General features: G+C 69.5%; 20 protein-coding genes. 19 read left to right on the forward strand and 1 reads right to left on the reverse strand.

Annotated elements, in window-relative coordinates; all coding sequences use genetic code 11:
- The first annotated feature begins 37 nt into the window (after positions 1-37).
- The 13 genes from AQJ46_RS14835 to AQJ46_RS14895 all read left to right on the forward strand — a co-directional run bounded on the left by AQJ46_RS14835 (position 38) and on the right by AQJ46_RS14895 (position 14,059).
- Entirely contained in the window at positions 38-1,558 is a 1,521-nt protein-coding gene (locus AQJ46_RS14835) for a UDP-N-acetylmuramoyl-L-alanyl-D-glutamate--2,6-diaminopimelate ligase (RefSeq protein ID WP_057618624.1), read from the forward strand.
- Between the two features lie 4 nt (positions 1,559-1,562).
- The gene (locus AQJ46_RS14840; RefSeq protein ID WP_059206037.1) at positions 1,563-2,972 is read left to right on the forward strand and encodes a UDP-N-acetylmuramoyl-tripeptide--D-alanyl-D-alanine ligase; all 1,410 of its coding nucleotides are present in this window, start codon (positions 1,563-1,565) and stop codon (positions 2,970-2,972) included.
- On the forward strand, positions 2,969-4,042 hold the full coding sequence (mraY, locus tag AQJ46_RS14845; RefSeq protein WP_059206038.1) for a phospho-N-acetylmuramoyl-pentapeptide-transferase: 1,074 nt from the start codon (positions 2,969-2,971) through the stop codon (positions 4,040-4,042). Before AQJ46_RS14840 ends, mraY begins: the two co-directional genes overlap by 4 nt.
- Complete coding sequence (gene murD, locus AQJ46_RS14850; RefSeq protein ID WP_225887333.1) at positions 4,024-5,457, forward strand: UDP-N-acetylmuramoyl-L-alanine--D-glutamate ligase; 1,434 nt, start codon at positions 4,024-4,026, stop codon at positions 5,455-5,457. The genes mraY and murD overlap by 19 nt, the downstream gene beginning before the upstream one ends.
- Positions 5,458-5,477: 20 nt before the next feature.
- Positions 5,478-6,839: a putative lipid II flippase FtsW gene (ftsW, locus tag AQJ46_RS14855; protein WP_057618509.1), complete on the forward strand. Its 1,362-nt coding sequence runs from the start codon at positions 5,478-5,480 to the stop codon at positions 6,837-6,839.
- Positions 6,840-6,845: 6 nt separating this feature from the next.
- Positions 6,846-7,940, forward strand: a complete 1,095-nt coding sequence (murG, locus tag AQJ46_RS14860; protein ID WP_057618508.1) for an undecaprenyldiphospho-muramoylpentapeptide beta-N-acetylglucosaminyltransferase — start codon at positions 6,846-6,848, stop codon at positions 7,938-7,940.
- A 19-nt stretch (positions 7,941-7,959) separates the two neighbouring features.
- Positions 7,960-8,754, forward strand: coding sequence for a cell division protein FtsQ/DivIB (locus AQJ46_RS14865; protein WP_059206346.1), 795 nt, complete (start codon positions 7,960-7,962; stop codon positions 8,752-8,754).
- A gap of 287 nt (positions 8,755-9,041) precedes the next feature.
- A complete protein-coding gene (ftsZ, locus tag AQJ46_RS14870) occupies positions 9,042-10,238 on the forward strand; it encodes a cell division protein FtsZ (RefSeq protein ID WP_057618507.1) in 1,197 nt (398 codons plus the stop codon).
- Positions 10,235-10,963, forward strand: a complete 729-nt coding sequence (gene pgeF, locus AQJ46_RS14875) for a peptidoglycan editing factor PgeF (RefSeq protein WP_059206040.1) — start codon at positions 10,235-10,237, stop codon at positions 10,961-10,963. Before ftsZ ends, pgeF begins: the two co-directional genes overlap by 4 nt.
- A gap of 6 nt (positions 10,964-10,969) precedes the next feature.
- Positions 10,970-11,689, forward strand: a complete 720-nt coding sequence (locus tag AQJ46_RS14880; RefSeq protein WP_057618505.1) for a YggS family pyridoxal phosphate-dependent enzyme — start codon at positions 10,970-10,972, stop codon at positions 11,687-11,689.
- A gap of 129 nt (positions 11,690-11,818) precedes the next feature.
- Positions 11,819-12,460: a cell division protein SepF gene (locus AQJ46_RS14885; RefSeq protein ID WP_057618504.1), complete on the forward strand. Its 642-nt coding sequence runs from the start codon at positions 11,819-11,821 to the stop codon at positions 12,458-12,460.
- Positions 12,461-12,510: 50 nt separating this feature from the next.
- On the forward strand, positions 12,511-12,801 hold the full coding sequence (locus AQJ46_RS14890; protein WP_057618503.1) for a YggT family protein: 291 nt from the start codon (positions 12,511-12,513) through the stop codon (positions 12,799-12,801).
- A gap of 52 nt (positions 12,802-12,853) precedes the next feature.
- Positions 12,854-14,059, forward strand: a complete 1,206-nt coding sequence (locus AQJ46_RS14895) for a DivIVA domain-containing protein (protein ID WP_057618502.1) — start codon at positions 12,854-12,856, stop codon at positions 14,057-14,059.
- 152 nt (positions 14,060-14,211) lie between these two features.
- Here AQJ46_RS14895 and ileS read toward each other — a convergent pair whose 3' ends face one another.
- Positions 14,212-17,349 (reverse strand): isoleucine--tRNA ligase, encoded by a 3,138-nt coding sequence (ileS, locus tag AQJ46_RS14900; RefSeq protein ID WP_059206041.1) that lies wholly within the window; start codon positions 17,347-17,349, stop codon positions 14,212-14,214.
- A 584-nt stretch (positions 17,350-17,933) separates the two neighbouring features.
- On the opposite strand from ileS, the gene AQJ46_RS14905 reads away from it, so the two are divergent.
- The 6 genes from AQJ46_RS14905 (at position 17,934) to AQJ46_RS14930 (ending at position 23,887) form a co-directional block, all read left to right on the forward strand.
- The gene (locus AQJ46_RS14905; RefSeq protein WP_079072276.1) at positions 17,934-19,310 is read left to right on the forward strand and encodes a TraR/DksA family transcriptional regulator; all 1,377 of its coding nucleotides are present in this window, start codon (positions 17,934-17,936) and stop codon (positions 19,308-19,310) included.
- 61 nt (positions 19,311-19,371) lie between these two features.
- Positions 19,372-19,947: a signal peptidase II gene (gene lspA / locus AQJ46_RS14910; protein WP_057618500.1), complete on the forward strand. Its 576-nt coding sequence runs from the start codon at positions 19,372-19,374 to the stop codon at positions 19,945-19,947.
- A 49-nt stretch (positions 19,948-19,996) separates the two neighbouring features.
- Positions 19,997-20,941, forward strand: a complete 945-nt coding sequence (locus AQJ46_RS14915; protein ID WP_059206042.1) for an RluA family pseudouridine synthase — start codon at positions 19,997-19,999, stop codon at positions 20,939-20,941.
- Complete coding sequence (locus AQJ46_RS14920; RefSeq protein WP_059206043.1) at positions 20,938-21,408, forward strand: GNAT family N-acetyltransferase; 471 nt, start codon at positions 20,938-20,940, stop codon at positions 21,406-21,408. Before AQJ46_RS14915 ends, AQJ46_RS14920 begins: the two co-directional genes overlap by 4 nt.
- 111 nt (positions 21,409-21,519) lie before the next feature.
- Positions 21,520-23,094, forward strand: coding sequence for a Na+/H+ antiporter (locus AQJ46_RS14925; protein WP_057618497.1), 1,575 nt, complete (start codon positions 21,520-21,522; stop codon positions 23,092-23,094).
- Positions 23,095-23,146: 52 nt separating this feature from the next.
- A complete protein-coding gene (locus AQJ46_RS14930; protein WP_059206044.1) occupies positions 23,147-23,887 on the forward strand; it encodes an SDR family NAD(P)-dependent oxidoreductase in 741 nt (246 codons plus the stop codon).
- Positions 23,888-23,944 lie beyond the last annotated feature (57 nt).

Raw genomic sequence — 23,944 nt, forward strand, 5'->3', positions numbered from 1 at the left:
CGCTGATCAGTCCCAAACCACCCAGAAGGGCGCACCCGTGACATATCCCGGACCGCCCCGGCCGGTCCGGGTCTCCGCAACACCCCTCGCGGAGCTCGCCGACCAGCTGGGTGCCGAGCAGCCGGGGAACGCCGCGCAGGTCACGGGCATCACCCATGACTCGCGTGCCGTCCGCCCCGGCGACCTGTACGCCGCCCTCCCGGGGGCCCGCCTGCACGGCGCCGACTTCGTCACCCAGGCCGTCGGCCTCGGCGCGGTCGCGGTGCTGACCGACCCGGCAGGCGCCGAGCGCGCCTCCGCGACCGGGCTCCCGGTGCTGGTCGTCGAGGACCCACGCGCGCGCATGGGCGAACTGGCGGCCACGATCTACGGTCACCCCGGCCGGGACCTGCTCCAGATCGGCATTACCGGCACCTCCGGCAAGACCACCACGGCGTACCTCGTCGAGGGCGGTCTCAAGGGCGTCAGGTCCACCGGGCTGATCGGCACCGTCGAGATGCGCATCGGCGACGAACGCATCAAGTCGGAGCGCACCACGCCCGAAGCCACCGACCTCCAGGCCCTGTTCGCGGTCATGCGTGAACGCGGGGTCGAGGCGGTCGCCATGGAGGTCTCCAGCCACGCGCTGGTCCTCGGCCGGGTCGACGGCTGTGTCTTCGACATCGGCGTCTTCACCAACCTCAGCCCGGAGCACATGGAGTTCCACTCCGGCATGGAGGACTACTTCCAGGCCAAGGCACAGCTGTTCACGCCGAAACGCAGCCGTCTCGGCGTGGTCAACCTCGACGACGAGTACGGACGCCGGCTCGTCAAGGAGGCCACGGTCCCGGTCGTCACCTTCTCCGCAGAGGGCCACCCGGACGCCGACTGGCGCGCCGCGGACGTCGAGGTCGGCCCGATGGACTCCACGTTCACCGTGATCGGCCCCAAGGACGAACGGATCACCGCCAGGTCGCCGCTGCCGGGGCCGTTCAACGTGGCGAACACCCTCGCCGCGATCGTCGCCCTGGCCGCCGCGGGCCTCGACCCGCAGACCGCCGCCGACGGCGTCGCCGCCGTGCCGGGCGTGCCGGGCCGGCTGGAGCGCGTGGACGCCGGACAGCCCTACCTCGCGGTCGTGGACTACGCCCACAAGACGGACGCCGTCGAGTCGGTGCTCAAGGCACTCCGCAAGGTCACCGAGGGCCGGCTGCACGTCGTGCTGGGCTGTGGAGGCGACCGCGACAGGACCAAGCGCGGTCCGATGGGCGCCGCCGTGGCCCGCCTCGCCGACACCGCCGTACTGACCTCCGACAACCCCCGCTCCGAGGACCCCCTCGCGATCCTCGCAACCATGCTCGAGGGTGCGGCGTCCGTGCCAGTACACGAGCGCGGCGAGGTCCAGGTCTTCGAGGACCGGGCCGCCGCGATCACCGCAGCCGTCGCCCGCGCGCGGCCGGGCGACACCGTACTGGTCGCCGGGAAGGGCCACGAGCAGGGCCAGGACATCGCCGGGGTGGTCCGTCCCTTCGACGACCGCCAGGTGCTTCGAGAAGCCATCCAGAAGACCCAGGGATGAACTTGTGATCGCCCTCTCTCTCGCCGAGACCGCCTCAGTCGTCGGCGGGCAGACGCACGACATACCGGATCCGTCGGTGCTGGTGAACGGGCCCGTCGTCATCGACTCCCGGCAGGTGAAGGACGGCAGTCTGTTCGCCGCCTTCGTGGGGGAGCGCGTCGACGGCCACGACTACGCCGAACAAGCCGTCCGGGCCGGCGCGGTGGCCGTGCTGGCCCAGCGCCCCGTCGGCGTGCCCGCGATCGTCGTCGAGGACGTCCAGACGGCCCTCGGCGCCCTCGCGCGTCATGTCGTACGTCGGCTCGGCGCGACCCTCGTCGCCCTCACCGGCTCCGCCGGCAAGACCAGCACCAAGGACCTGATCGCCCAGGTGCTCCAGCGCAAGGCGCCGACGGTGTTCACGCCGGGCTCGCTCAACAACGAGATCGGCCTGCCGCTCACCGCCCTCACCGCCACCGAGGAGACCAGGTTCCTCGTGCTGGAGATGGGCGCCCGCGGCATCGGCCACATCAGCTATCTCACGGATCTGACGCCCCCGCAGGTCGGACTGGTCCTCAATGTCGGCTCCGCGCACATCGGGGAGTTCGGCGGCCGCGAGCAGATCGCGCAGGCCAAGGGCGAACTCGTGGAAGCCCTGCCGTCGGCACAGGACGGCGGCGCCGCGATTCTCAACGCCGACGATCCTCTCGTACGGGCCATGGCATCCCGTACGAAGGCGAAGGTGATCCTTTTCGGAGAGTCCGGCGAAGCGGACGTTCGAGCCGAGAACGTACGACTCACGGACAGCGGACAGCCTGCCTTCATGCTTCACACACCCTCCGGTGCAAGCGAAGTGACCATGCGCCTGTACGGTGAGCACCACGTGTCGAACGCGCTCGCCGCGGCCGCCGTCGCCCATGAGCTGGGCATGTCCGCAAGTGAGATCGCCACCGCGCTCTCCGAGGCGGGCTCCCTCTCCCGCTGGCGTATGGAGGTCACCGAGCGCCCGGACGGCGTGACCATCGTCAACGACGCCTACAACGCGAACCCCGAGTCCATGCGAGCGGCCTTGCGCGCGCTCGCGGCGATGGGCAAGGGGCGGCGGACCTGGGCGGTGCTCGGCAAGATGGCCGAGCTCGGGGACGAGGCGCTCGCCGAGCACGACGCGGTCGGACGGCTCGCCGTCCGGCTCAATGTCGGCAAGCTCGTCGCGGTCGGGGGCAGGGAAGCGTCCTGGCTGCAACTGGGCGCATATAACGAGGGTTCGTGGGGTGAGGAGTCGGTGCACGTGTCCGACGCACAGGCGGCGATCGACCTGTTGCGCAGTGAATTGCGCCCGGGAGACGTCGTCCTCGTGAAGGCGTCCCGTTCGGTCGGCCTGGAGAGCGTCGCCCAGGCGCTGCTCGACGCCGAGGGTGAGGTTGCCGCCCGATGATGAAGCAGATCCTGTTCTCAGGAGTCATCGGCCTCTTTCTGACCCTGCTCGGCACCCCGCTGCTGATCAAGCTGCTCGCGCGCAAGGGTTACGGCCAGTACATCCGGGACGACGGCCCGCGCTCGCACGGCAGCAAGCGCGGTACGCCGACGATGGGCGGTATCGCCTTCATCTTCGCGACCGTCGCCGCCTACTTCCTGTCCAAGGTCATCACCGGCTACCCCCCGACCTACTCGGGCCTGCTGGTGCTCGGCCTGATGTGCGGCATGGGCCTGGTCGGTTTCCTCGACGACTACATCAAGATCGTCAAGAGGCGTTCGCTGGGCCTCCGGGCCAAGGCGAAGATGGCCGGCCAGCTGATCGTCGGCATCAGCTTCGCCGTGCTCGCGCTGATGTTCCCGGACGCCCGCGGCAACACCCCGGCCTCCACGAGGCTGTCGTTCATCACCGACTTCGGCTGGAAGATCGGCCCGATCCTGTTCGTGGTCTGGGCGCTGTTCATGATCCTCGCGATGTCGAACGGCGTGAACCTCACCGACGGTCTGGACGGCCTCGCCACCGGCGCCTCGGTCCTCGTCTTCGGTGCCTACACGTTCATCGGCGTCTGGCAGTTCCAGGAGTCCTGCGCCAACGCGGGCAGCCTGACCAACCCGAACGCCTGTTACGAGGTGCGCGATCCGCTCGACCTCGCGGTGATCGCCTCCGCGCTGATGGGCGCCTGCCTCGGCTTCCTGTGGTGGAACACCTCGCCGGCCAAGATCTTCATGGGCGACACCGGTTCGCTCGCCCTCGGCGGTGTCCTCACGGGCCTGGCGATCCTGTCCCGCACGGAGCTCCTGGTCGCCATCATGGGCGGCCTGTTCGTCCTCATCACCATGTCGGTCGTCATCCAGGTCGGCTCCTTCCGGATGACGGGCAAGCGGGTCTTCCGGATGGCACCGCTCCAGCACCACTTCGAACTCAAGGGCTGGTCCGAAGTCCTCATCGTGGTCCGTTTCTGGATCATCCAGGGCATCTGTGTGATCGTCGGCCTGGGTCTCTTCTACGCGGGATGGGCAGCAGAAAAGTGACCTCCTCGGAGCCTTTGGACTGGCAGGGCAAGCACGTCACCGTCGCCGGACTCGGTGTCTCCGGCATCCCGGCGGCCAAGGTGCTGCACGCGCGCGGGGCGAACGTCACGGTCGTCAACGACGGCGACGACGCACGCGCGCGTGAGCAGGCCGCCGAGTTGGAGGCGCTCGGCATCACCGTGCGCCTCGGTGACGGTGCGACCCTGCCCGAAGGCACCGAACTCGTCGTCACCGCGCCCGGCTGGAAGCCGGACAAGCCGCTGTTCGCGGCGGCCCGTGAGGCCGGCCTGGAGATCTGGGGCGATGTCGAACTCGCCTGGCGGCTCAGGGGCCCCGACGCGGCTCCCTGGCTCGCCATCACCGGCACCAACGGCAAGACGACCACCACCCAGATGCTGGCGTCGATCCTGAAGGCCGCGGGACTGCGCACCGCCGCCGTCGGCAACATCGGCGTCTCCCTGCTGGACGCGGTGCTCGGCGACGAGCAGTACGACGTCCTGGCCGTGGAGTTGTCGAGCTATCAGCTCCACTGGGCGCCCTCCCTGCGCGCCCACTCCGCCGCCGTGCTGAACCTGGCGCCGGACCACCTCGACTGGCACGGCTCCATGGAGGCGTACGCCGCCGACAAGGGCCGCATCTACGAGGGCAATCGGGTCGCCTGCGTCTACAACGTCGCCGACAAGGCCACCGAGGACCTGGTGCGCGAGGCGGACGTCGAGGAGGGCTGCCGGGCCGTCGGCTTCACCCTCGGCACCCCCGGACCGTCCCAACTCGGGGTCGTCGAGGGCATTCTGGTCGACCGCGCCTTCGTCGAGGACCGGCACAAGAACGCCCAGGAACTCGCGGAGATCTCCGACGTCAATCCGCCCGCCCCGCACAACATCGCCAACGCCCTTGCGGCGGCGGCCCTCGCACGCGCATTCGGGGTGCCCGCCAGGGCCGTACGGGACGGGCTCCGGGACTTCACCCCGGACGCCCACCGCATCGCCCACGTGGCCGACGTGGACGCGGTCGCGTACGTCGACGACTCCAAGGCCACCAACACCCACGCGGCGGAAGCCTCGTTGGCGGCCTACGAGTCGATCGTGTGGATCGCGGGCGGACTCGCCAAGGGCGCGACCTTCGACGAGCTGGTCGCCAAGTCGGCAAAGCGACTTCGCGGTGTCGTGCTGATCGGCCAGGACCGTGCCCTGATCCGTGAAGCCCTCGCGCGACACGCCCCGGAAGTACCCGTGGTGGACCTCGACCGGACCGACACTGGGGCGATGCTCGCGGCTGTCCAGGAGGCTTCGCGCCTCGCCGTCGCAGGTGACACGGTGCTGCTGGCCCCGGCCTGCGCTTCGATGGACATGTTCGCCAACTACAACAAGCGCGGTGACGCGTTCGCGGAGGCGGTTCGCGAACTCGGCTCCTGACCGACGTAGCGGAGGCGTTGATGTCCAGTAGCCGTACCGGCAGGCCGCCCGTGCAGCGGGCGTCCCGACGCCCCGCCGTCTCCCGGCCCTCGCGCGAGAACCCCGTACAACGGCTCTACACGCGCGCGCGCAAGGCCTGGGACCGGCCACTGACCGCCTACTACCTGATCCTCGGCGGCAGTCTGCTGATCACCGTGCTCGGTCTGGTGATGGTCTACTCGGCCTCCCAGATCACGGCTCTGCAGATGTCCTTGCCGGGATCCTTCTTCTTCCGCAAACAGTTCCTGGCCGCCGTCATCGGCACCGTACTGCTGCTGATCGCCTCCCGGATGCCGGTCAAACTGCACCGGGCGCTCGCCTATCCGATCCTGGCGGGCGCGGTCTTCCTGATGGCCCTGGTGCAGGTGCCGGGGATAGGGATGTCGGTCAACGGCAACCAGAACTGGATCTCGCTCGGCGGCTCCTTCCAGATCCAGCCCAGCGAGTTCGGCAAGCTGGCGCTCGTGCTGTGGGCGGCCGACCTGCTCGCCCGCAAGCAGGACAAGAAGCTGCTGACCCAGTGGAAGCACATGCTGGTGCCGCTCGTCCCGGTCGCCTTCCTGCTGCTCGGGCTGATCATGCTCGGCGGCGACATGGGTACGGCGATCATCCTGACGGCGATCCTGTTCGGCCTGCTGTGGCTCGCGGGGGCGCCGACCCGGCTGTTCGTCGGGGTGCTGTCGGTCGCCGCGTTCATCGGGTTCGTCCTCATCAAGACCAGCCCCAACCGCATGGCCCGGCTCGCCTGCATCGGCGCCACCGAGCCCAAGTCCGGCGCCGCCGACTGCTGGCAGGCCGTGCACGGCATCTACGCCCTGGCCTCCGGCGGAATCTTTGGCTCCGGGCTCGGTGCGAGTGTGGAGAAATGGGGCCAACTCCCCGAAGCCCACACGGACTTCATCTTCGCCGTCACCGGTGAGGAACTGGGCCTCGCGGGGACGCTGTCGGTACTCGCCCTCTTCGCGGCTCTAGGCTATGCGGGTATCCGCGTGGCCGGACGCACGGAGGACCCCTTCGTGAGGTATGCCGCGGGAGGCGTGACCACCTGGATCACCGCTCAGGCTGTGATCAACATCGGTGCGGTGCTCGGTCTGCTGCCGATCGCCGGCGTCCCGCTCCCGCTGTTCTCCTACGGAGGGTCCGCCCTGCTGCCGACCATGTTCGCCGTCGGGCTGCTGATCGCGTTCGCGCGTGACGACCCCGCCGCGCGGGCGGCGCTTTCGATGCGGCAACCCCGCTTTGGTAGAAAGCGGGCGGGAGGCGCCGTGCCGGCACGGGCGCCTCGGAGATGGAACACGATGCGACGGCGCGCCCCCTCGGCGCGCTCGTCCGGAGAGCGGTGAATTTCGGTGCATGTCGTACTCGCCGGTGGGGGGACCGCCGGCCACATCGAGCCCGCGCTCGCCCTCGCGGACGCCCTGCGCAGGCAGGACCCGAGCGTGGGGATCACGGCTCTGGGGACGGAACGGGGGCTGGAGACCAAACTCGTCCCACAGCGCGGCTACGAACTCGCGCTGATCCCGGCCGTCCCACTGCCCCGTAAGCCCACCCCTGAGCTGATCACCGTGCCGGGCCGGCTGCGCGGCACGATCAAGGCCACCGAGCAGATCCTGGAGCGCACCAAGGCCGACGCCGTCGTCGGCTTCGGCGGCTATGTCGCGCTGCCCGCCTACCTCGCCGCCAAGCGGCTCGGTGTGCCGATCGTGATCCACGAGGCCAACGCCCGCCCCGGCCTCGCCAACAAGATCGGCTCCCGGTACGCCGCCCAGGTCGCCGTCGCCACGCCGGACAGCAAGCTGCGCAACTCCCGTTACATCGGCATCCCGCTGCGCCACACCATCGCCACCCTGGACCGGGCCGCCGCCCGCCCCGAGGCCCGGCACATGTTCGGCCTCGACCCGAACCTGCCGACCCTGCTGGTCTCCGGCGGCTCGCAGGGCGCCCGGCGCCTCAACGAGGTCGTCCAGCAGGTCGCACCCTGGCTCCAGCAGGCCGGTATCCAGATCCTGCACGCGGTCGGCCCGAAGAACGAACTGCCACACGTACAACAGATGCCGGGAATGCCCCCCTACATCCCGGTAAGTTACCTGGACCGGATGGACCTCGCGTACGCCGCGGCCGACATGATGCTGTGCCGCGCGGGCGCGATGACCGTCGCCGAACTCTCCGCCGTCGGACTCCCGGCCGCCTACGTCCCGCTGCCCATCGGCAACGGAGAACAGCGGCTGAACGCCCAGCCGGTGGTCAAGGCCGGCGGCGGACTGCTGGTCGACGACGCGGAACTGACGCCGGACTGGGTCCGGGCCAACGTCCTGCCCGTGCTCGCCGACCCGCACCGGCTGTACGAGATGTCCCGCGCCGCCGCCGAGTTCGGCCGCCGGGACGCCGACGAACTGCTCGTCGGCATGGTGTACGAGGCGATCGCCTCCCACCGACGCCAGTAGCCAGGAAAAGGGAGTGGGCGTGGCCGGATCGACGACCGCCGAGCGCGGTGAACGCCAGCAGGAGTCGTCCGGCCCGCCCCCCGCGCGGCGGTTGAGGGTGCGTCGGCTTCGTACGATCATCATTCTTGCCGTGGCGCCTGTGCTCCTTTCCGCGGGCACCGTCTGGCTGTTGTACGGCTCCCAGTGGCTGCGCGTCGAAAGCGTGTCGGTCTCGGGCACCAAGGTGCTGACCCCGGAGCAGGTCCGCGAGGCCGCCGACGTCCCGGTCGGATCGCCGCTGATTTCCGTCGACACCGATGCGATTGAGGCGCGACTGCTCCGTAAATTGCCCCGAATTGACTCAGTTGATGTCGCTCGTTCCTGGCCCGACGGAATCGGGCTGAAAGTGACCGAGCGTACTCCGGTTCTGCTTGTCCAAAAGGGCGGAAACTTCGTCGAAGTGGACGACGAAGGCGTCCGATTCGCCACGGTTCCTGAGGCACCGAAAGGCGTCCCGGCACTGGAATTGACGCTCTCCCCGCGGGACTCCCGCGCCGCGAGCCTGCGCCGCTTCGGCCAGGCCCGGCTCGTGCGGGAAGCGGTGCGCGTGGCGGGTGACATTCCGGTCGCCGTCGCGCACGCGACCCGTTCCGTCAAGGTGCGTTCGTACGACGACATCTCGCTGGAGTTGGAGGGCGGCCGTACCGTCGCCTGGGGGAGCAGCGAGAAAGGTGCCGCGAAGGCCCGTACGCTCGCCGCTCTCATGAAAGCCGCTCCCGATGCGCGGCACTTCGACGTCAGCGTCCCCACCGCCCCTGCGTCAGCAGGGAGTTGACGCACATCAGCGCAGGCCAGCACCCTGGTTGGGCACTGCTACGGCTGATCACATAGGGTGAAAAGAAAAACGGGAGGTTCGGCGTGTTCGTTGAACGTGCGCCACTTGTCGACTTAGTGTCCTGTTCAGAAGACTCCAGGGAACAGACACACTGGTAACCCTAAACTTCAGCGTTAGGGTTCGGGTCGGCGCTACGGACCGTCCCATTCGGCATCAGTCGGCGGATCGCGAGGCATCACTGCCTCGTTGGTTCGGCGACACGTAACTCGAGGCGAGAGGCCTTCGACGTGGCAGCACCGCAGAACTACCTCGCAGTCATCAAAGTCATCGGTGTCGGCGGCGGTGGTGTCAATGCCATCAACCGGATGATCGAGGTCGGTCTCAAGGGCGTCGAGTTCATCGCCATCAACACCGACGCGCAGGCGCTGTTGATGAGCGACGCCGACGTCAAACTCGACGTTGGCCGCGAACTCACCCGCGGACTCGGCGCCGGAGCCAACCCGGCCGTGGGCCGCAAGGCCGCCGAGGACCACCGCGAGGAGATCGAGGAGGTCCTCAAGGGGGCCGACATGGTCTTCGTGACGGCCGGTGAAGGCGGCGGCACGGGCACCGGCGGCGCGCCGGTCGTGGCCAACATCGCACGCACCCTGGGCGCCCTCACCATCGGCGTGGTCACGCGTCCGTTCACCTTCGAGGGACGGCGCCGCGCCAACCAGGCCGAGGACGGCATCGCCGAACTCCGCGAAGAGGTCGACACCCTCATCGTCATCCCCAACGACCGGCTGCTGTCCATCTCGGACCGCCAGGTCTCCGTCCTCGACGCCTTCAAGTCGGCCGACCAGGTCCTGCTCTCCGGTGTCCAGGGCATCACCGACCTCATCACCACGCCCGGTCTGATCAACCTCGACTTCGCCGACGTCAAGTCGGTCATGTCCGAGGCCGGTTCGGCGCTCATGGGCATCGGCTCAGCCCGCGGCGACGACCGCGCGGTGGCCGCCGCCGAGATGGCGATCTCCTCGCCGCTCCTGGAGGCGTCCATCGACGGCGCCCGCGGTGTGCTGCTCTCCATCTCCGGCGGCTCCGACCTCGGCCTGTTCGAGATCAACGAAGCGGCTCAGCTGGTCAGTGAGGCCGCCCACCCCGAGGCCAACATCATCTTCGGTGCGGTCATCGACGACGCCCTCGGCGACGAGGTCCGCGTCACCGTGATCGCCGCCGGCTTCGACGGGGGGCAGCCGCCGACCCGCCGGGAGACGGTCATGGGTTCGTCCTCGAACCCGGCCCGCCGTGAGGAGCCCACTCCGGTACGGCAGACCGAGAGCCGCCCGTCCTTCGGCTCGCTCGGCAGCGTCACGCCGAAGGAGGACCCGGAGCCCGCGCCCGAGCCGGTCGCCGACCTCCCGGTCGCCCCGCCGGTCCCGCCGTCGCGGCACTACACCGACAGCGCGGCCGAGGAGCTGGACGTACCGGACTTCCTGAAGTGATAGGACGGCGCGAGAGCGTGAGCGGCGCGCACTTCGCCTTCACCGACCGGTGGAGCGGGGTGAGCGCCGCTCCGTATGAGGAGCTCAACCTCGGCGGCGCGGTCGGCGACGACCCCGAGGCCGTGGCTACCAATCGCGAACTGGCCGCCAAGTCACTGGGTCTCGATCCCGCCCGGGTGGTCTGGATGAACCAGGTGCACGGGGCGGACGTCGTGGTGGTCTCCGCGCCGTGGGGCGAGCGCCCGGTGCCTCAGGTCGACGCGGTCGTCACCGCCGAACGCGGTCTCGCCCTCGCCGTCCTCACGGCGGACTGCACCCCGGTGCTGCTAGCCGACCCGGTCGCCGGGATCGCCGCGGCGGCCCACGCGGGCCGGCCCGGCATGGTCGCCGGAGTCGTCCCCGCCGCGCTACGCGCGATGACCGAACTCGGCGCCGATCCCGCCCGGATCGTCGCCCGCACCGGGCCCGCCGTCTGCGGCAAGTGCTACGAAGTGCCCGAGGAGATGCGCGCCGACGTCGCCGCCGTCGAACCCGCGGCGCACGCCGAGACGAGTTGGGGCACGCCCTCGGTCGACGTGACCGCCGGAGTGCACGCGCAACTCGACAGGCTCGGGGTGCGCGACCGGCAGCAGTCGCCGGTGTGCACGCTGGAGTCGGGCGACCACTTCTCGTATCGTCGCGATCGCACCACGGGGCGACTCGCGGGATATGTCTGGCTGGACTGATGGGGCATGACGGACCGTAAGGACGAACTCGCCGCAAATCTGGCGAAGGTGGAGCAGCGCATCGCCGCCGCGTGCGCGGCCGCCGGGCGGGCGCGGGAAGAGGTGACCCTCATCGTGGTCACCAAGACCTATCCCGCGAGCGACGTGCGGATGCTGTCGGAGCTCGGCGTGCGCCATGTCGCCGAGAACAAGGACCAGGACGCGGCGCCCAAGGCCGCCGAATGTTCTGATTTGCCGCTTACTTGGCACTTTGTAGGTCAGTTGCAGACCAACAAGGTGCGATCTGTGGTCGGTTACGCGGATCTCGTGCAGTCCGTCGATCGTTCCAAGCTGGTGACGGCTCTTTCGAAGGAGGCCGTGAAGGCCGGGCGCGAAGTGGGATGCCTCATCCAGGTCGCGCTCGACGCCGGGGCGAGCGAGCGAGGGGAGCGGGGTGGCGTGGCACCGGGCGGAATCGCGGAGTTGGCCGATCTCGTGGCCCGGGCTCCGGGGTTGCGGCTCGACGGGCTGATGACCGTCGCTCCGCTCACTGGGGAGTACGCGGGACGCGAACAGGCGGCGTTCGAGCGGTTGATGGATTTGTCGACCGACCTGCGCCGAGCCCATCAGGCTGCGAACATGGTCTCGGCAGGGATGAGTGCGGACCTCGAACAGGCCGTGGCGGCAGGGGCGACACATGTGCGCGTCGGCACCGCGGTACTCGGAGTCCGCCCCAGGCTCGGGTAACGTCGCCAAGAAGTCGGACCACAGCAGAAAATATGGTCATTTCCGCCGAAAGGCGGTCATAACGACCTCGTGGATCGCGGGCACTTGGCAGTCGTCAGCCGATCCACCACAGAGCGGAGGACTCAGAGAATGGCCGGCGCGATGCGCAAGATGGCGGTCTACCTCGGCCTCGTGGAGGACGATGGGTACGACGGCCGCGGTTTCGACCCCGACGACGACTTCGAACCGGAACTCGACCCGGAGCCCGAGCGGGACCGCCGACGGCATGAGCCGTCTCACCAGTCACATCAGGTACTTCAGCCCGAAAGGGATGAATCGGTCAGAGTCGTGCAGTCCTCGGTGCCGCGCGACTCGGTGCCCCGATCCAGTTCGCCGGCGGCGGAATCGGTGCGTCCCGCGCGCATCGCGCCCGTGGCATCCATCACACAAGAACGCGCAAGCCTGGAGAAGAACGCACCGGTGATCATGCCCAAGGTCGTGTCGGAACGAGAGCCTTACCGGATCACCACGCTTCACCCCCGGACCTACAACGAGGCCCGTACCATCGGGGAACACTTCCGTGAGGGCACCCCGGTGATCATGAATTTGACTGAGATGGATGACACAGACGCCAAGCGACTTGTCGACTTTGCGGCCGGTTTGGTGTTTGGTCTTCACGGCAGCATCGAGCGGGTGACGCAGAAGGTGTTCCTGTTGTCGCCTGCTAACGTCGATGTCACGGCGGAGGACAAGGCCCGCATCGCAGAGGGCGGGTTCTTCAACCAGAGCTGAGAAGCACAACCGGAACGAAGTACGGAACAGGGGAGAGGGAAAGACAGACCATGAGCGTGTTCGCGCAGGTGATCTACATCGCGCTGATGGTGTTCCTCATCGTGCTCATCTTCCGGTTGGTCATGGACTACGTCTTCCAGTTCGCCCGCTCGTGGCAACCCGGCAAGGCGATGGTGGTCGTTCTGGAGGCCACCTACACTGTCACCGATCCACCGTTGAAGCTTCTGCGGCGGTTCATCCCGCCGCTGCGTCTCGGGGGCGTGGCGCTCGACCTGTCCTTCTTCGTGCTGATGATCATCGTCTACATCCTCATCTCCATCACGGGAAACCTGGCGAGGTGACTGTGGACGATACGGTCTTGCCGACTGCCGATGACTACGTTGAGGTGAAGAGATGCCGTTGACCCCCGAGGACGTGCGGAACAAGCAGTTCACGACCGTCCGCCTCCGAGAAGGCTATGACGAGGACGAGGTCGATGCCTTCCTCGACGAGGTCGAAGCCGAACTGACCCGCCTGCTGCGCGAGAACGAGGACCTGCGCGCCAAGCTGGCCGCGGCGACGCGTGCTGCTGCCCAGAACCAGCAGAACATGCGCAAGCCCCCGGAGCAGCAGGACCAGCAGCAGGGTGGCATGCCCGGACAGGGAATGCCGCAGCAGGGCATGCGTGGGCCAGGTCCCGGCGCTCCCGTACCCGCCGGCATATCCGGTCCGCCGCAGCAGCAGATGGGCGGCCCCATGGGTGGCCCGCCCCAGCTGCCGAGCGGTGCTCCGCAGCTGCCCGCCGGCCCCGGCGGTGGCCAGGGTGGCCCGCAGGGTCAGATGGGCCAGGGGCAGATGGGCCAGGGCCCCATGGGTCAGGGGCAGATGGGCCAGGGCCAGATGGGTCAGGGTCCGATGGGTCAGGGCCCCATGGGCGGTCAGCCGCCCATGCAGCAGCAGATGGGTGGCCCGATGGGCGGTCCCATGGGCGGCCCGATGGGTGGTCCCGGTCAGGGCCCCGGTGGCGACAGCGCCGCCCGTGTCCTCTCGCTGGCCCAGCAGACGGCCGACCAGGCGATCGCCGAGGCTCGTTCCGAGGCCAACAAGATCGTCGGCGAGGCTCGTTCGCGTGCCGAGGGTCTTGAGCGTGACGCCCGTGCCAAGGCGGACGCGCTGGAGCGGGACGCGCAGGAGAAGCACCGCGTCGCGATGGGCTCCCTGGAGTCCGCCCGCGCCACGCTGGAGCGCAAGGTCGAGGACCTGCGCGGCTTCGAGCGCGAGTACCGCACGCGTCTGAAGTCGTACCTCGAGTCGCAGCTGCGTCAGCTGGAGACCCAGGCCGACGACTCGCTGGCTCCGCCGCGCGCTCCGGCGACCGCGTCGCTGCCGCCGTCCCCGGCGCCTTCCATGGCTCCGGCCGGTGCGAGCGCGCCGTCGTACGGTGGCAACCAGGGCATGGGCGGCGGTCCTTCGCCGGCCGGCCCGTCCTACGGCGGCCAGCAGCAGATGTCGCCCGCGATGACCCAGCCCATGGCGCCGGTACGGCCGCAGGGCCCCGGTCCGATGGGACAGGCTCCCTCGCCGATGCGCGGCTTCCTCATCGACGAGGACGACAACTGACGGCCTCTAGTACGCCTGAGGCGTCGGCAGCGTTCAGGGCGAGGCCCCGGATTTCGATCCGGGGCCTCGCCCTTTTACGCGGGTTGATCACAGTGACGCGGAGACGCGGAAGGCCCGGCCCCCTCCTGGGGACCGGGCCTTCGCTCTCGCGGTTACGCCTTGCGCAGGCGGAACGTCAGGGACAGGCCCTCGTCGGTGAACGGGGTGCCGTAGGTGTCGTCCGCCTCACCCTGGGCGAAGTCCGTGGCAAGGACCTCGTCGGCGATCAGGGGCGTGTGCTCGGACAGGGCCGCGATCACGGCGGGGTCCGTGGCCGTCCAGCGGAGCGTGATGCGGTCGGCCACGTCGAGGCCGCTGTTCTTGCGGGCCTCCTGGATCAGGCGGATCGCGTCACGGGCCAGGCCCGCCTGGCGGAGTTCCTCCGTGATCTCCAGGTCCAGTGCCACCGTCGCACCGGAGTCGGACGCCACCGACCAGCCCTCGCGCGGGGTCTCCGTGATGATCACCTCATCGGGGGCGAGCGTGATCGTCTCGCCGTCGACCTCGACCGACGCCGTGCCCTCGCGCAGGGCGAGGGAGAGCGCGGCCGCGTCGGCGCCCGCGACGGCCTTGGCCACGTCCTGGACGCGCTTGCCGAAACGCTTGCCGAGGGCGCGGAAGTTGGCCTTGGCCGTGGTGTCGACGAGGCTGCCGCCGACCTCGCTGAGGGAGGCGAGCGCGCTCACGTTGAGCTCTTCCGTGATCTGCGCGTGCAGTTCAGTGTCGAGGGAGCCGAAGCCGGTGGCAGCGATGAGCGCCCGGGACAGTGGCTGGCGGGTCTTCACACCCGACTCCGCGCGCGTGGCACGGCCCAGCTCGACGAGCCGGCGCACCAGGACCATCTGCTTCGACAGCTCCGGGTCGATGGCGGAGAGGTCCGCCTCCGGCCAGGAGGTCAGGTGCACGGACTCCGGGACGCCGGGGGTGACCGGCACGACCAGGTCCTGCCAGACCCGCTCGGTGATGAACGGGGTCAGTGGGGCCATCAGCCTGGTGACCGTCTCGACGACCTCGTGCAGCGTGCGCAGCGCGGCCTTGTCGCCCTGCCAGAAGCGGCGCCGGGACCGGCGTACGTACCAGTTGGACAGGTCGTCGACGAACGCCGACAGGAGCTTGCCGGCGCGCTGGGTGTCGTACGACTCCAGGGACTGGGTCACCTGGTCGGTCAGCGCGTGCAGTTCGGACAGCAGCCAGCGGTCCAGGACCGGGCGGTCGGCCGGGGCCGGGTCCGCCTCGCTGGGCGCCCAGCCGGACGTACGGGCGTACAGGGCCTGGAAGGCCACCGTGTTCCAGTACGTCAGGAGGGTCTTGCGGACGACCTCCTGGATGGTGCCGTGGCCCACGCGACGGGCCGCCCACGGGGAGCCGCCGGCCGCCATGAACCAGCGCACCGCGTCCGCCCCGTGCCGGTCCATCAGGGGGATCGGCTCCAGGGTGTTGCCCAGGTGCTTGGACATCTTGCGGCCGTCCTCGGCGAGGATGTGACCGAGGCAGACGACGTTCTCGTACGAGGACTTGTCGAAGACCAGGGTGCCGACGGCCATCATCGTGTAGAACCAGCCGCGGGTCTGGTCGATGGCCTCGCTGATGAACTGGGCCGGGTAGCGGGACTCGAACAGCTCCTTGTTCTTGTACGGGTAGCCCCACTGCGCGAACGGCATCGAACCCGAGTCGTACCAGGCGTCGATGACCTCCGGCACGCGCGTGGCCGTCTTCTGGCACTGGGGGCACGCGAAGGTGACCTCGTCGATGAACGGACGGTGCGGGTCGAGGCCGGAGTGGTCCGTGCCGGTCAGCTCGGTGAGCTCCGCGCGGGAGCCCACGACGGTGAGGTGGTCGTCCTCGCAGCGCCAGATCGGCAGCGGGGTGCCCCAGTAGCGGTTGCGGGACAGTGCCCAGTCGATGTTGTTGTTCAGCCAGTCGCCGTACCGGCCGTGCTTGACCGTCTCCGGGAACCAGTTGGTGTTCTCGTTCTCCTGGAGGAGGCGGTCCTTGATGGCCGTGGTGCGGATGTACCAGGACGGCTGCGCGTAGTAGAGGAGCGCGGTGTGGCAGCGCCAGCAGTGCGGGTAGCTGTGCTCGTACGGGACGTGCCGGAAGAGGAGGCCGCGCTGCTGGAGGTCCTCGGTGAGCTTTTCGTCCGCCTTCTTGAAGAAGACGCCGCCGACCAGGGGGACGTCCTCCTCGAACGTGCCGTCCCGGCGGACGGGGTTCACCACGGGCAGGCCGTAGGCGCGGCAGACCTTGAGGTCGTCCTCACCGAACGCGGGGGACTGGTGGACCAGGCCCGTACCGTCCTCGGTCGTGACGTACTCGGCGTTGACCACGTAGTGGGCCGGCTCCGGGAACTCCACTAGCTCGAACGGACGTTGATAGGTCCAGCGCTCCATTTCGGCGCCCGTGAAGGTCTGGCCGGTGGTCTCCCAGCCCTCTCCGAGCGCCTTGGCGACGAGCGGTTCGGCGACGACGAGCTTCTCCTCGCCGTTGGTCGCGACGACGTAGGTGACCTCCGGGTGCGCGGCGACCGCCGTGTTGGAGACCAGGGTCCAGGGGGTCGTCGTCCAGACCAGGAGCGCGGCCTCACCGGCGAGCGGACCGGAGGTGAGCGGGAAACGGACGTACACGGAAGGGTCGACGATCGTCTCGTAGCCCTGCGCCAGCTCGTGGTCCGACAGGCCCGTCTCGTCGCGGGGGCACCAGGGGGCCACGCGGTAGTCCTGGACCAGCAGGCCCTTGTTGAAGATCTCCTTGAGCGACCACCAGACGGACTCGATGTACTCCGGGTCCATGGTGCGGTAGGGGTCGTGGAGGTCGGTCCAGTAACCCATGCGGGTCGTGAGCGCCTCGAAGGCGTCGGTGTGGCGGGTCACGGACTCGCGGCACTTGGCGTTGAACTCGGCGATGCCGTACGCCTCGATGTCCTTCTTGCCGGTGAAGCCGAGCTCCTTCTCGACCGCCAGCTCCACCGGCAGGCCGTGACAGTCCCAGCCGGCCTTGCGGGCCACGTGGTAGCCGCGCATGGTGCGGAAGCGGGGGAAGACGTCCTTGAAGACGCGCGCCTCGATGTGGTGGGCGCCGGGCATGCCGTTGGCGGTGGGCGGGCCCTCGTAGAACACCCACTCGGGGCGGCCCTCGGACTGCTCCAGGGTCTTGGCGAAGATCTTCTGCTCGTGCCAGAAGTCGAGCACCGCGTGCTCGAGCGCGGGCAGGTCGACCTGGGCGGGCACCTGGCGGTACGTCGGCGTTGTCATCAGCGAGCTTCCTCCGGCGGACTTGCTGCCTTCCGTCCGGAGGGACGAGAGTCCGTGCGCCGGTTTCGGCGCGCTCCCGCGGTACCACCCTCCTTGGCCCGCCGACGCCTGGTGTGCGTCGGTGAGCCCCCTCATTGGGGTCGCGATGCCGGGTCTACTGGCCCTAGGGGGCTTTCTTCCGGCGGCTCCGGGGTGATCTTCACGTCGCGCTCGCCCCCGGGCTTCCACCGTCCCCGGGTCGCTCTGGGCTGCGTACGCCGCTACTCGTCCCCATCCACGCTTTTCGCTCCGCCCAGTGTACGGCGCCCCGGGGACAGCGGCCGACCGGTTTTCCTCAGCCGGACTCGGAGGCCGCAGTGGGGCCCGGGGTGACCCGAATGGAGCGGCACGACTGTTCGGATTCCGGGACGGACGGTCCGGCGGATTACCTGGCGGGGAGCTGGGCACAACGCATGCATGCTTCGCGCCTCGCGCGCGCGGGGCGGGCGAATCGAGCGGCGTGCCCCGTTGCCGCGGGACTCAAGTCGATTTATCGTCCCAGCACGATTCGCGAGCAAGATCACAATATGTGAAGGGGCCGCGGCATGGTGGCGAAGAAGACCGCCGTACAGCAGTCGGCGTCGGGCCGGTCCACCCATGCCCGTGCCTCCGGCGGCGAGGCCAAGGGTGCCGCTGCCAAGGCCGTGAAGGCGGTCGGAGCGGCGGCGAAGAGCGTCGCGAGGAAGGCCGCCGTCAGGAGCACGCGCGCGGGTGGCGAGAAGGCCGTGGCGAAGAAGGCGGCACCCCGGAAGGCGAGCGGCGCGAAGGGCGCGGCGGCTCCCGGCGGGCGGACAGCCGTGAAGGAGGTCTCGGCCGGGAGACCCGCGCCCGAGGAGCCTGCCGACGAGGCGGCAGAGGTCACCAAGGGCGTCGGCAGGGCCTCGGTCACGAAGCGGACCTCGGCCACGAAGAAGACCGCGGCGCAGAAGGCTGCGGCCACGAAGAAGTCGGCCGCCAAGAAGGCCTCCGCCACGAAGAAGGCGGTCGCGAAGAAGGCGGCCACGAAGAAAGCGGTGACGAAGAAGGCGGTCGCGAAGAAGACCGCAGTGAAGGACACGGCTGCGGCCAAGCGCGCGGCGAAGGGCACACCCGTGACGAAAGCCGCGGGAAAGAAGACGGCCGTGAGGGGCACTGCGGTCGAGGAGAAGGCAGCCGCGGAGAAATCCGCAGCGAAGGACACGGCCGCGGCCAAAACCGCGGCCAAGAGCACGACCGCGACGAAGGCCGCGGACAAGGGCACCACCGCGGCCAAGGCCGCGGGAAAGAAGACGGTCGCGAAAGACACCGCGGTCGAGGACAAGGCCGCCACGGAGGCCGGTGCCCCGCAGGGGGACGCCGGGCAGGGCACCTCCGGGAAGAACACCCTCAGCAAGAGGGCGGCCAGGAAAAGCACGGCCAAGAAGGCGGGCGCGGCCGAGGCCGCGAAGCAGACGGGAGCCACGACAGTGGTTGCGAAGAAGACTCCTGGCACGGCCACGGCGGCAAAGACCGCCCTACCCAACGCGCGGGTCTCCGCGGTGGAGCCCGGCGAGCTCGCGGTGCGCCCGGGTGAGGACCCGTGGACGCCCGAAGAGGTCTCCGAGGCGCGCGCGGGGCTCACGGCCGAGGCCCTGCGGCTGCGTACCGAGATCACCACCTCGGAGGAGTCCCTCGTCGGGCTCATGAGGGACTCCGGGGACGGCGCCGGCGACGACCAGGCCGACACCGGTACCAAGAACATCACGCGTGAGAGCGAGATGGCCCTGGCGGCCAACGCGCGCGAGATGCTCCTCCAGACCGAACGCGCCCTGGGGCGGCTCGACGCCGGCACCTACGGCCTGTGCGAGAACTGCGGCAACCCCATCGGCAAGGCGCGCATGCAGGCCTTCCCGCGCGCGACCCTGTGCGTGGAGTGCAAGCAGAAGCAGGAACGCCGGTACTGAGGGTCCTTGGAGGCGTGTCGTACCCTCGTCCTCAGTCAGGTATCTAGGTCGAGGGACTCACGTGACAGAGGCGGAGCGCATCATCGGTACGCCGGATTCCCCAGAGGCGGCGGGGGCGGAGCCGGAGCAGGACCAGACGGCGCGGCCCAGGGGCAGGCGCCGTATCGCCGTGCTGTTCACGGTGGCCGCCTTCGCGTACGCCCTCGACCTGGTCAGCAAGATGATCGTGGTCGCCAAGCTGGAGCACCACGAGCCGATCGAGATCGTCGGGGACTGGCTGAGGTTCGAGGCGATCCGCAACGCGGGCGCGGCCTTCGGCTTCGGTGAGGCCTTCACCGTGATCTTCACCGTGATCGCGGCGGCCGTGATCGTGGTCATCGCCCGGCTCGCGCGCAAGCTCTACAGCCTGCCCTGGGCGATCGCGCTCGGTCTGCTGCTCGGGGGCGCGTTCGGCAACCTCACCGACCGGATCTTCCGCTCCCCGGGCGTGTTCGAGGGCGCTGTCGTCGACTTCATCGCGCCCAAGCACTTCGCCGTCTTCAACCTCGCCGATTCGGCGATCGTGTGCGGCGGCATCCTGATCGTGCTGCTGTCGTTCAAGGGACTCGACCCCGACGGCACGGTCCACAAGGACTGATCCACAGGCGCCGGTCGGGGCTGTCGGCGGTGTCCGGCATACTCGACGGGTGAGCACCGTTCCCGAGATCCGTACCCTGCCCGTGCCCGACGGCCTGGAGGGCGAGCGCGTCGACGCCGCCATCTCCCGCATGTTCGGCTTCTCCCGGACCAAGGCGGCCGAGATCGCCGCCGCGGGGAAGGTCACGGTCGACGGGTCGGTGGTCGGGAAGTCCGAGCGGGTGCACGGCGGGGCCTGGCTGGAGGTCGAGATGCCACAGGCGGCCGCGCCGGTGCAGATCGTCGCCGAGCCGGTCGAGGGCATGGAGATCGTCCATGACGACGACGACGTGGTCGTGATCGTCAAGCCGGTGGGTGTCGCCGCGCATCCCAGCCCCGGCTGGACCGGGACGACCGTGATCGGCGGGCTCGCCGCCGCCGGGTACCGCATCTCGACCTCCGGTGCCGCCGAGCGCCAGGGCATCGTGCACCGGCTCGACGTGGGTACCTCGGGGCTGATGGTCGTGGCCAAGTCGGAGCGGGCGTACACCTCGCTCAAGCGGCAGTTCAAGGAGCGCACGGTCGACAAGCGGTACCACACGCTCGTCCAGGGCCACCCGGACCCGACCAGCGGCACCATCGACGCACCCATCGGCCGCCACCCCCAGCACGACTACAAGTGGGCGGTCACGGCCGAGGGCAAGCCGTCCGTGACGCACTACGACCTCATCGAGGCGTTCCGTGCGGCCTCGCTGCTCGATGTGAAGCTGGAGACCGGGCGCACCCACCAGATCCGCGTCCACATGGCGGCCCACCGCCACCCCTGCGTCGGCGACCTGACGTACGGTGCCGACCCGACGCTCGCCAAGCGGCTCCGGCTGACGCGGCAGTGGCTGCACGCCGTGCGGCTCGGCTTCGAGCACCCCGGGGACGGGGAGTGGGTGGAGTTCGCGAGCGACTATCCGGAGGATCTGCAGCAGGCCCTGGACCTGGTGCGTGAGGAGACCTACGGGTGAGCACGCACGCGTACGTGGTGCGGGTCGCCGAGGATCCCGCCGACCGTGAGGCCTGCTTCACGGTGCGCAAGGAGGTCTTCGTCGGCGAGCAGGGCGTGCCGGAGGACATCGAGTACGACGCCTACGACGCCGTAGCGGTGCATGTGCTGGCCATGCGGGAGGACGGGGTGCCGCTCGGTACCGGCCGGCTGCTGTACGGAGAGGCGGCGGCCGGGAAGACCGGCGGTGAACTGACCGTGGGGTCGCTGGGGCGGCTCGCCGTGACACAGGCGGCGCGCGGACTCGGGGTGGGGGCGGCTCTTGTGCGGGCCATCGAGGACGCGGCACACGCGCGTGGGCTCGTGGCCGTGGATCTGCATGCGCAGACGCATGCGCTGGGGTTCTACGAGCGGCTCGGGTACGTGGCGTACGGTCCGGAGTTTCCGGACGCGGGGATACCGCACCGGGCCATGCGGCGGGTTCTCTGACGCTCGGATTCACGTCGAGGGGAGACGGCGAGCGGCGGTCGGGAAGGTCTGGGCGTGAAGCGGGCAGACTGAAGTGACCGTAGATTTGTCGATCTGCCCGGAGTTCTCACCGTGGATCAGTTGGCCCTGTTGTTCGTGTTGTTGCTGGGGGCTCTGATCAGTGTCCCGGTGGGAGACCGGTTCGGGTTGCCGGCGCCGGTGCTGATGACGCTGCTCGGGATCGTGCTCGCGGTACTGGACTTCGTACCCAATGTCGATATTCCACCCGAGCTGATCCTCCCCATTCTGCTGCCGCCCTTGCTCTATGCGGCGGTGCGTCGGACGTCGTGGCGGCAGTTCGCGGCCAACAAACGGCCGATCTTCCTGCTCGCCGTCGCGCTCGTGTTCGTCACCACCCTGTGCGTCGCCGTCGTCGCCCAGGCGATCGTGCCGGGACTGCCGATCGCCGCAGCCGTCGCGCTCGGCGCGCTGGTCGCGCCGCCCGACCCGGTCGCCGCGACCGCCGTGGCCGGCCAACTCGGGCTGCCCCGGAGGCTGGTGTCCATCCTGGAGGGCGAGGGGCTCTTCAACGACGTGACGGCGATCGTGCTCTACCACGTGGCCGTCGCCGCAGCCGTCAGCGGCTCCTTCACGGCCGGGAAGGCCGTCTTCGAGCTGGTGCTCTCCGCGGTGGTCGCCGTCGTCGTGGGGCTCGCGCTGGGCTGGGGGGCCAACAAGCTGATGGATCTGCTGGGTGACGCCACTCTCCAGATCGGGCTGACGGTACTCGTGCCGTACGCCTCCTACGTGCTCGCCGAGGAGCTCCACGGCTCCGGGGTGCTCGCGGTGCTGACCACCGCCCTGTTCATCGCCGAGTACGCCACCGACGCCGACGACGTGATGACCCGGCTCGCGGGGCACACCTTCTGGGACATCGTCGACACGCTCGTGACCGGCGTGGCCTTCGGGCTCATCGGACTCGAACTGCACAACGCGATCCGGACCGCGTCCGGACGCTGGGGCGAGATGCTCGGCTGGGCCGCCGCGATCGTGGCCGTGGTCGTGCTCGTACGGCTGCTGTGGCTGTTGCCGGCGACCTGGCTCACCAAACGCCTGCACGCCAAGCGGGACATAGACGAGGAGATCCCGATGGGGTGGCGGGAGACCGTCATCATGTGGTGGTCCGGGATGCGGGGCGTGGCGTCCGTGGCGCTGGCGCTGGCCATCCCGCTGGAGACCGACTCGGGAGCGGGCTTCCCCGACCGGGACGAGATCGTGTTCATCGCGTTCGGGGTGATCATGGCGACGCTCGTGCTGCAGGGGCTGACCCTGCCGTGGCTGGTGAAGCGGCTGGGGGTGCGGGCGGACAGCGAGCGGGAGATGGAGTTCGAGAAGACCCTCGCGGTCCGGGCGGCGAAGGCGGCCAAGAAGCGGCTGCGGGAGATCGAGAGCGTGGAGGAACTGCCCGAGGAGCTGTCGGAGCAGATGCTGCGGCGGGCGTTCGAGATCGGTGTGCGGATCTCTCCCGAGATGGGGGACGAGGAGCGGCGCGAGGCCCGGCGGCGGCTCAAGCGGGTGCGGCGCATCCACGGCGAGATGCTGAGCGCGGCACGGCACGAGGTGCTGGCGGCGCGGAGCGAGCCGGGGGCCGATCCCGAGATCGTGGACCGGGTGTTGCGGCATCTGGACGTCCGCAGTCTGCGGTGAAGATGCGGAAACCGGGATGAGCTCACCGCCCGGGCGTTTGTAGGCTGCGGTTATGACTCGCAACGTGATCATCAGCGGTGGCGGTACAGGAATCGGACTCGCGGCGGCACAGGTGTTCGCCGCGCAAGGGGACCGGGTGCTGCTGCTCGGCCGGCGCGTCGAGGTGCTCGAGAAGGCCGGGGTACCCGGCGCGCTGACGTACGCCGCCGATCTCGCCGACGTCGACGAGGTGCGCGGGGTCGTCGGGTTCGTGGAGCGTGAACTCGGGACCGTGGACGTGCTGATCCACAGCGCCGGGGGCACCGGGCAGCTCGAGCCGCCCGTCGACAGCTCCGATCCGCTCGACGCCGTCGCGCACAACTGGACCGTGAACTTCCGGCTCAATCTGCTGACCGCGGCGCTGCTCACCGAGGGGGTGAAGGAGCGGCTCGCCTCGCCGGGCGGGCGGGTGCTGTTCGTGAGTTCCATCGCCGCGTACCGGGGGTCCGGGAGCGGGGCGTACGGGGCGGCGAAGGCCGGGCTGCATCCGTACGCCCATGATCTCGCGCGGGAGTTGGGGCCGCGGGGGATCACCGCCAATGTGGTCGCGCCGGGGTACATCGAGGACACGGAGTTCTTCGGCGGGGCCATCGATCCCGCTCGGCGGGAACGGCTCGTCAACGACACGTTGACCGGGCGGGCCGGGATGCCGGGGGACGTCGCCGCGACGCTTCACTGGCTGGCGTCCCCGGCGGCGGGGCATGTGACGTCGCAGGTCGTGCAGGTCAACGGTGGGGCCGAGCGAGGGCAATGACGGTGGACGGGTGCGGGTCCGTCGTGGGTCGGTGCAGCACCGGCGCCACGACGGACC

The organism is Streptomyces canus (genome assembly GCF_001514145.1).
In the GTDB taxonomy this organism is placed as follows: Bacteria; Actinomycetota; Actinomycetes; order Streptomycetales; family Streptomycetaceae; genus Streptomyces; species Streptomyces canus.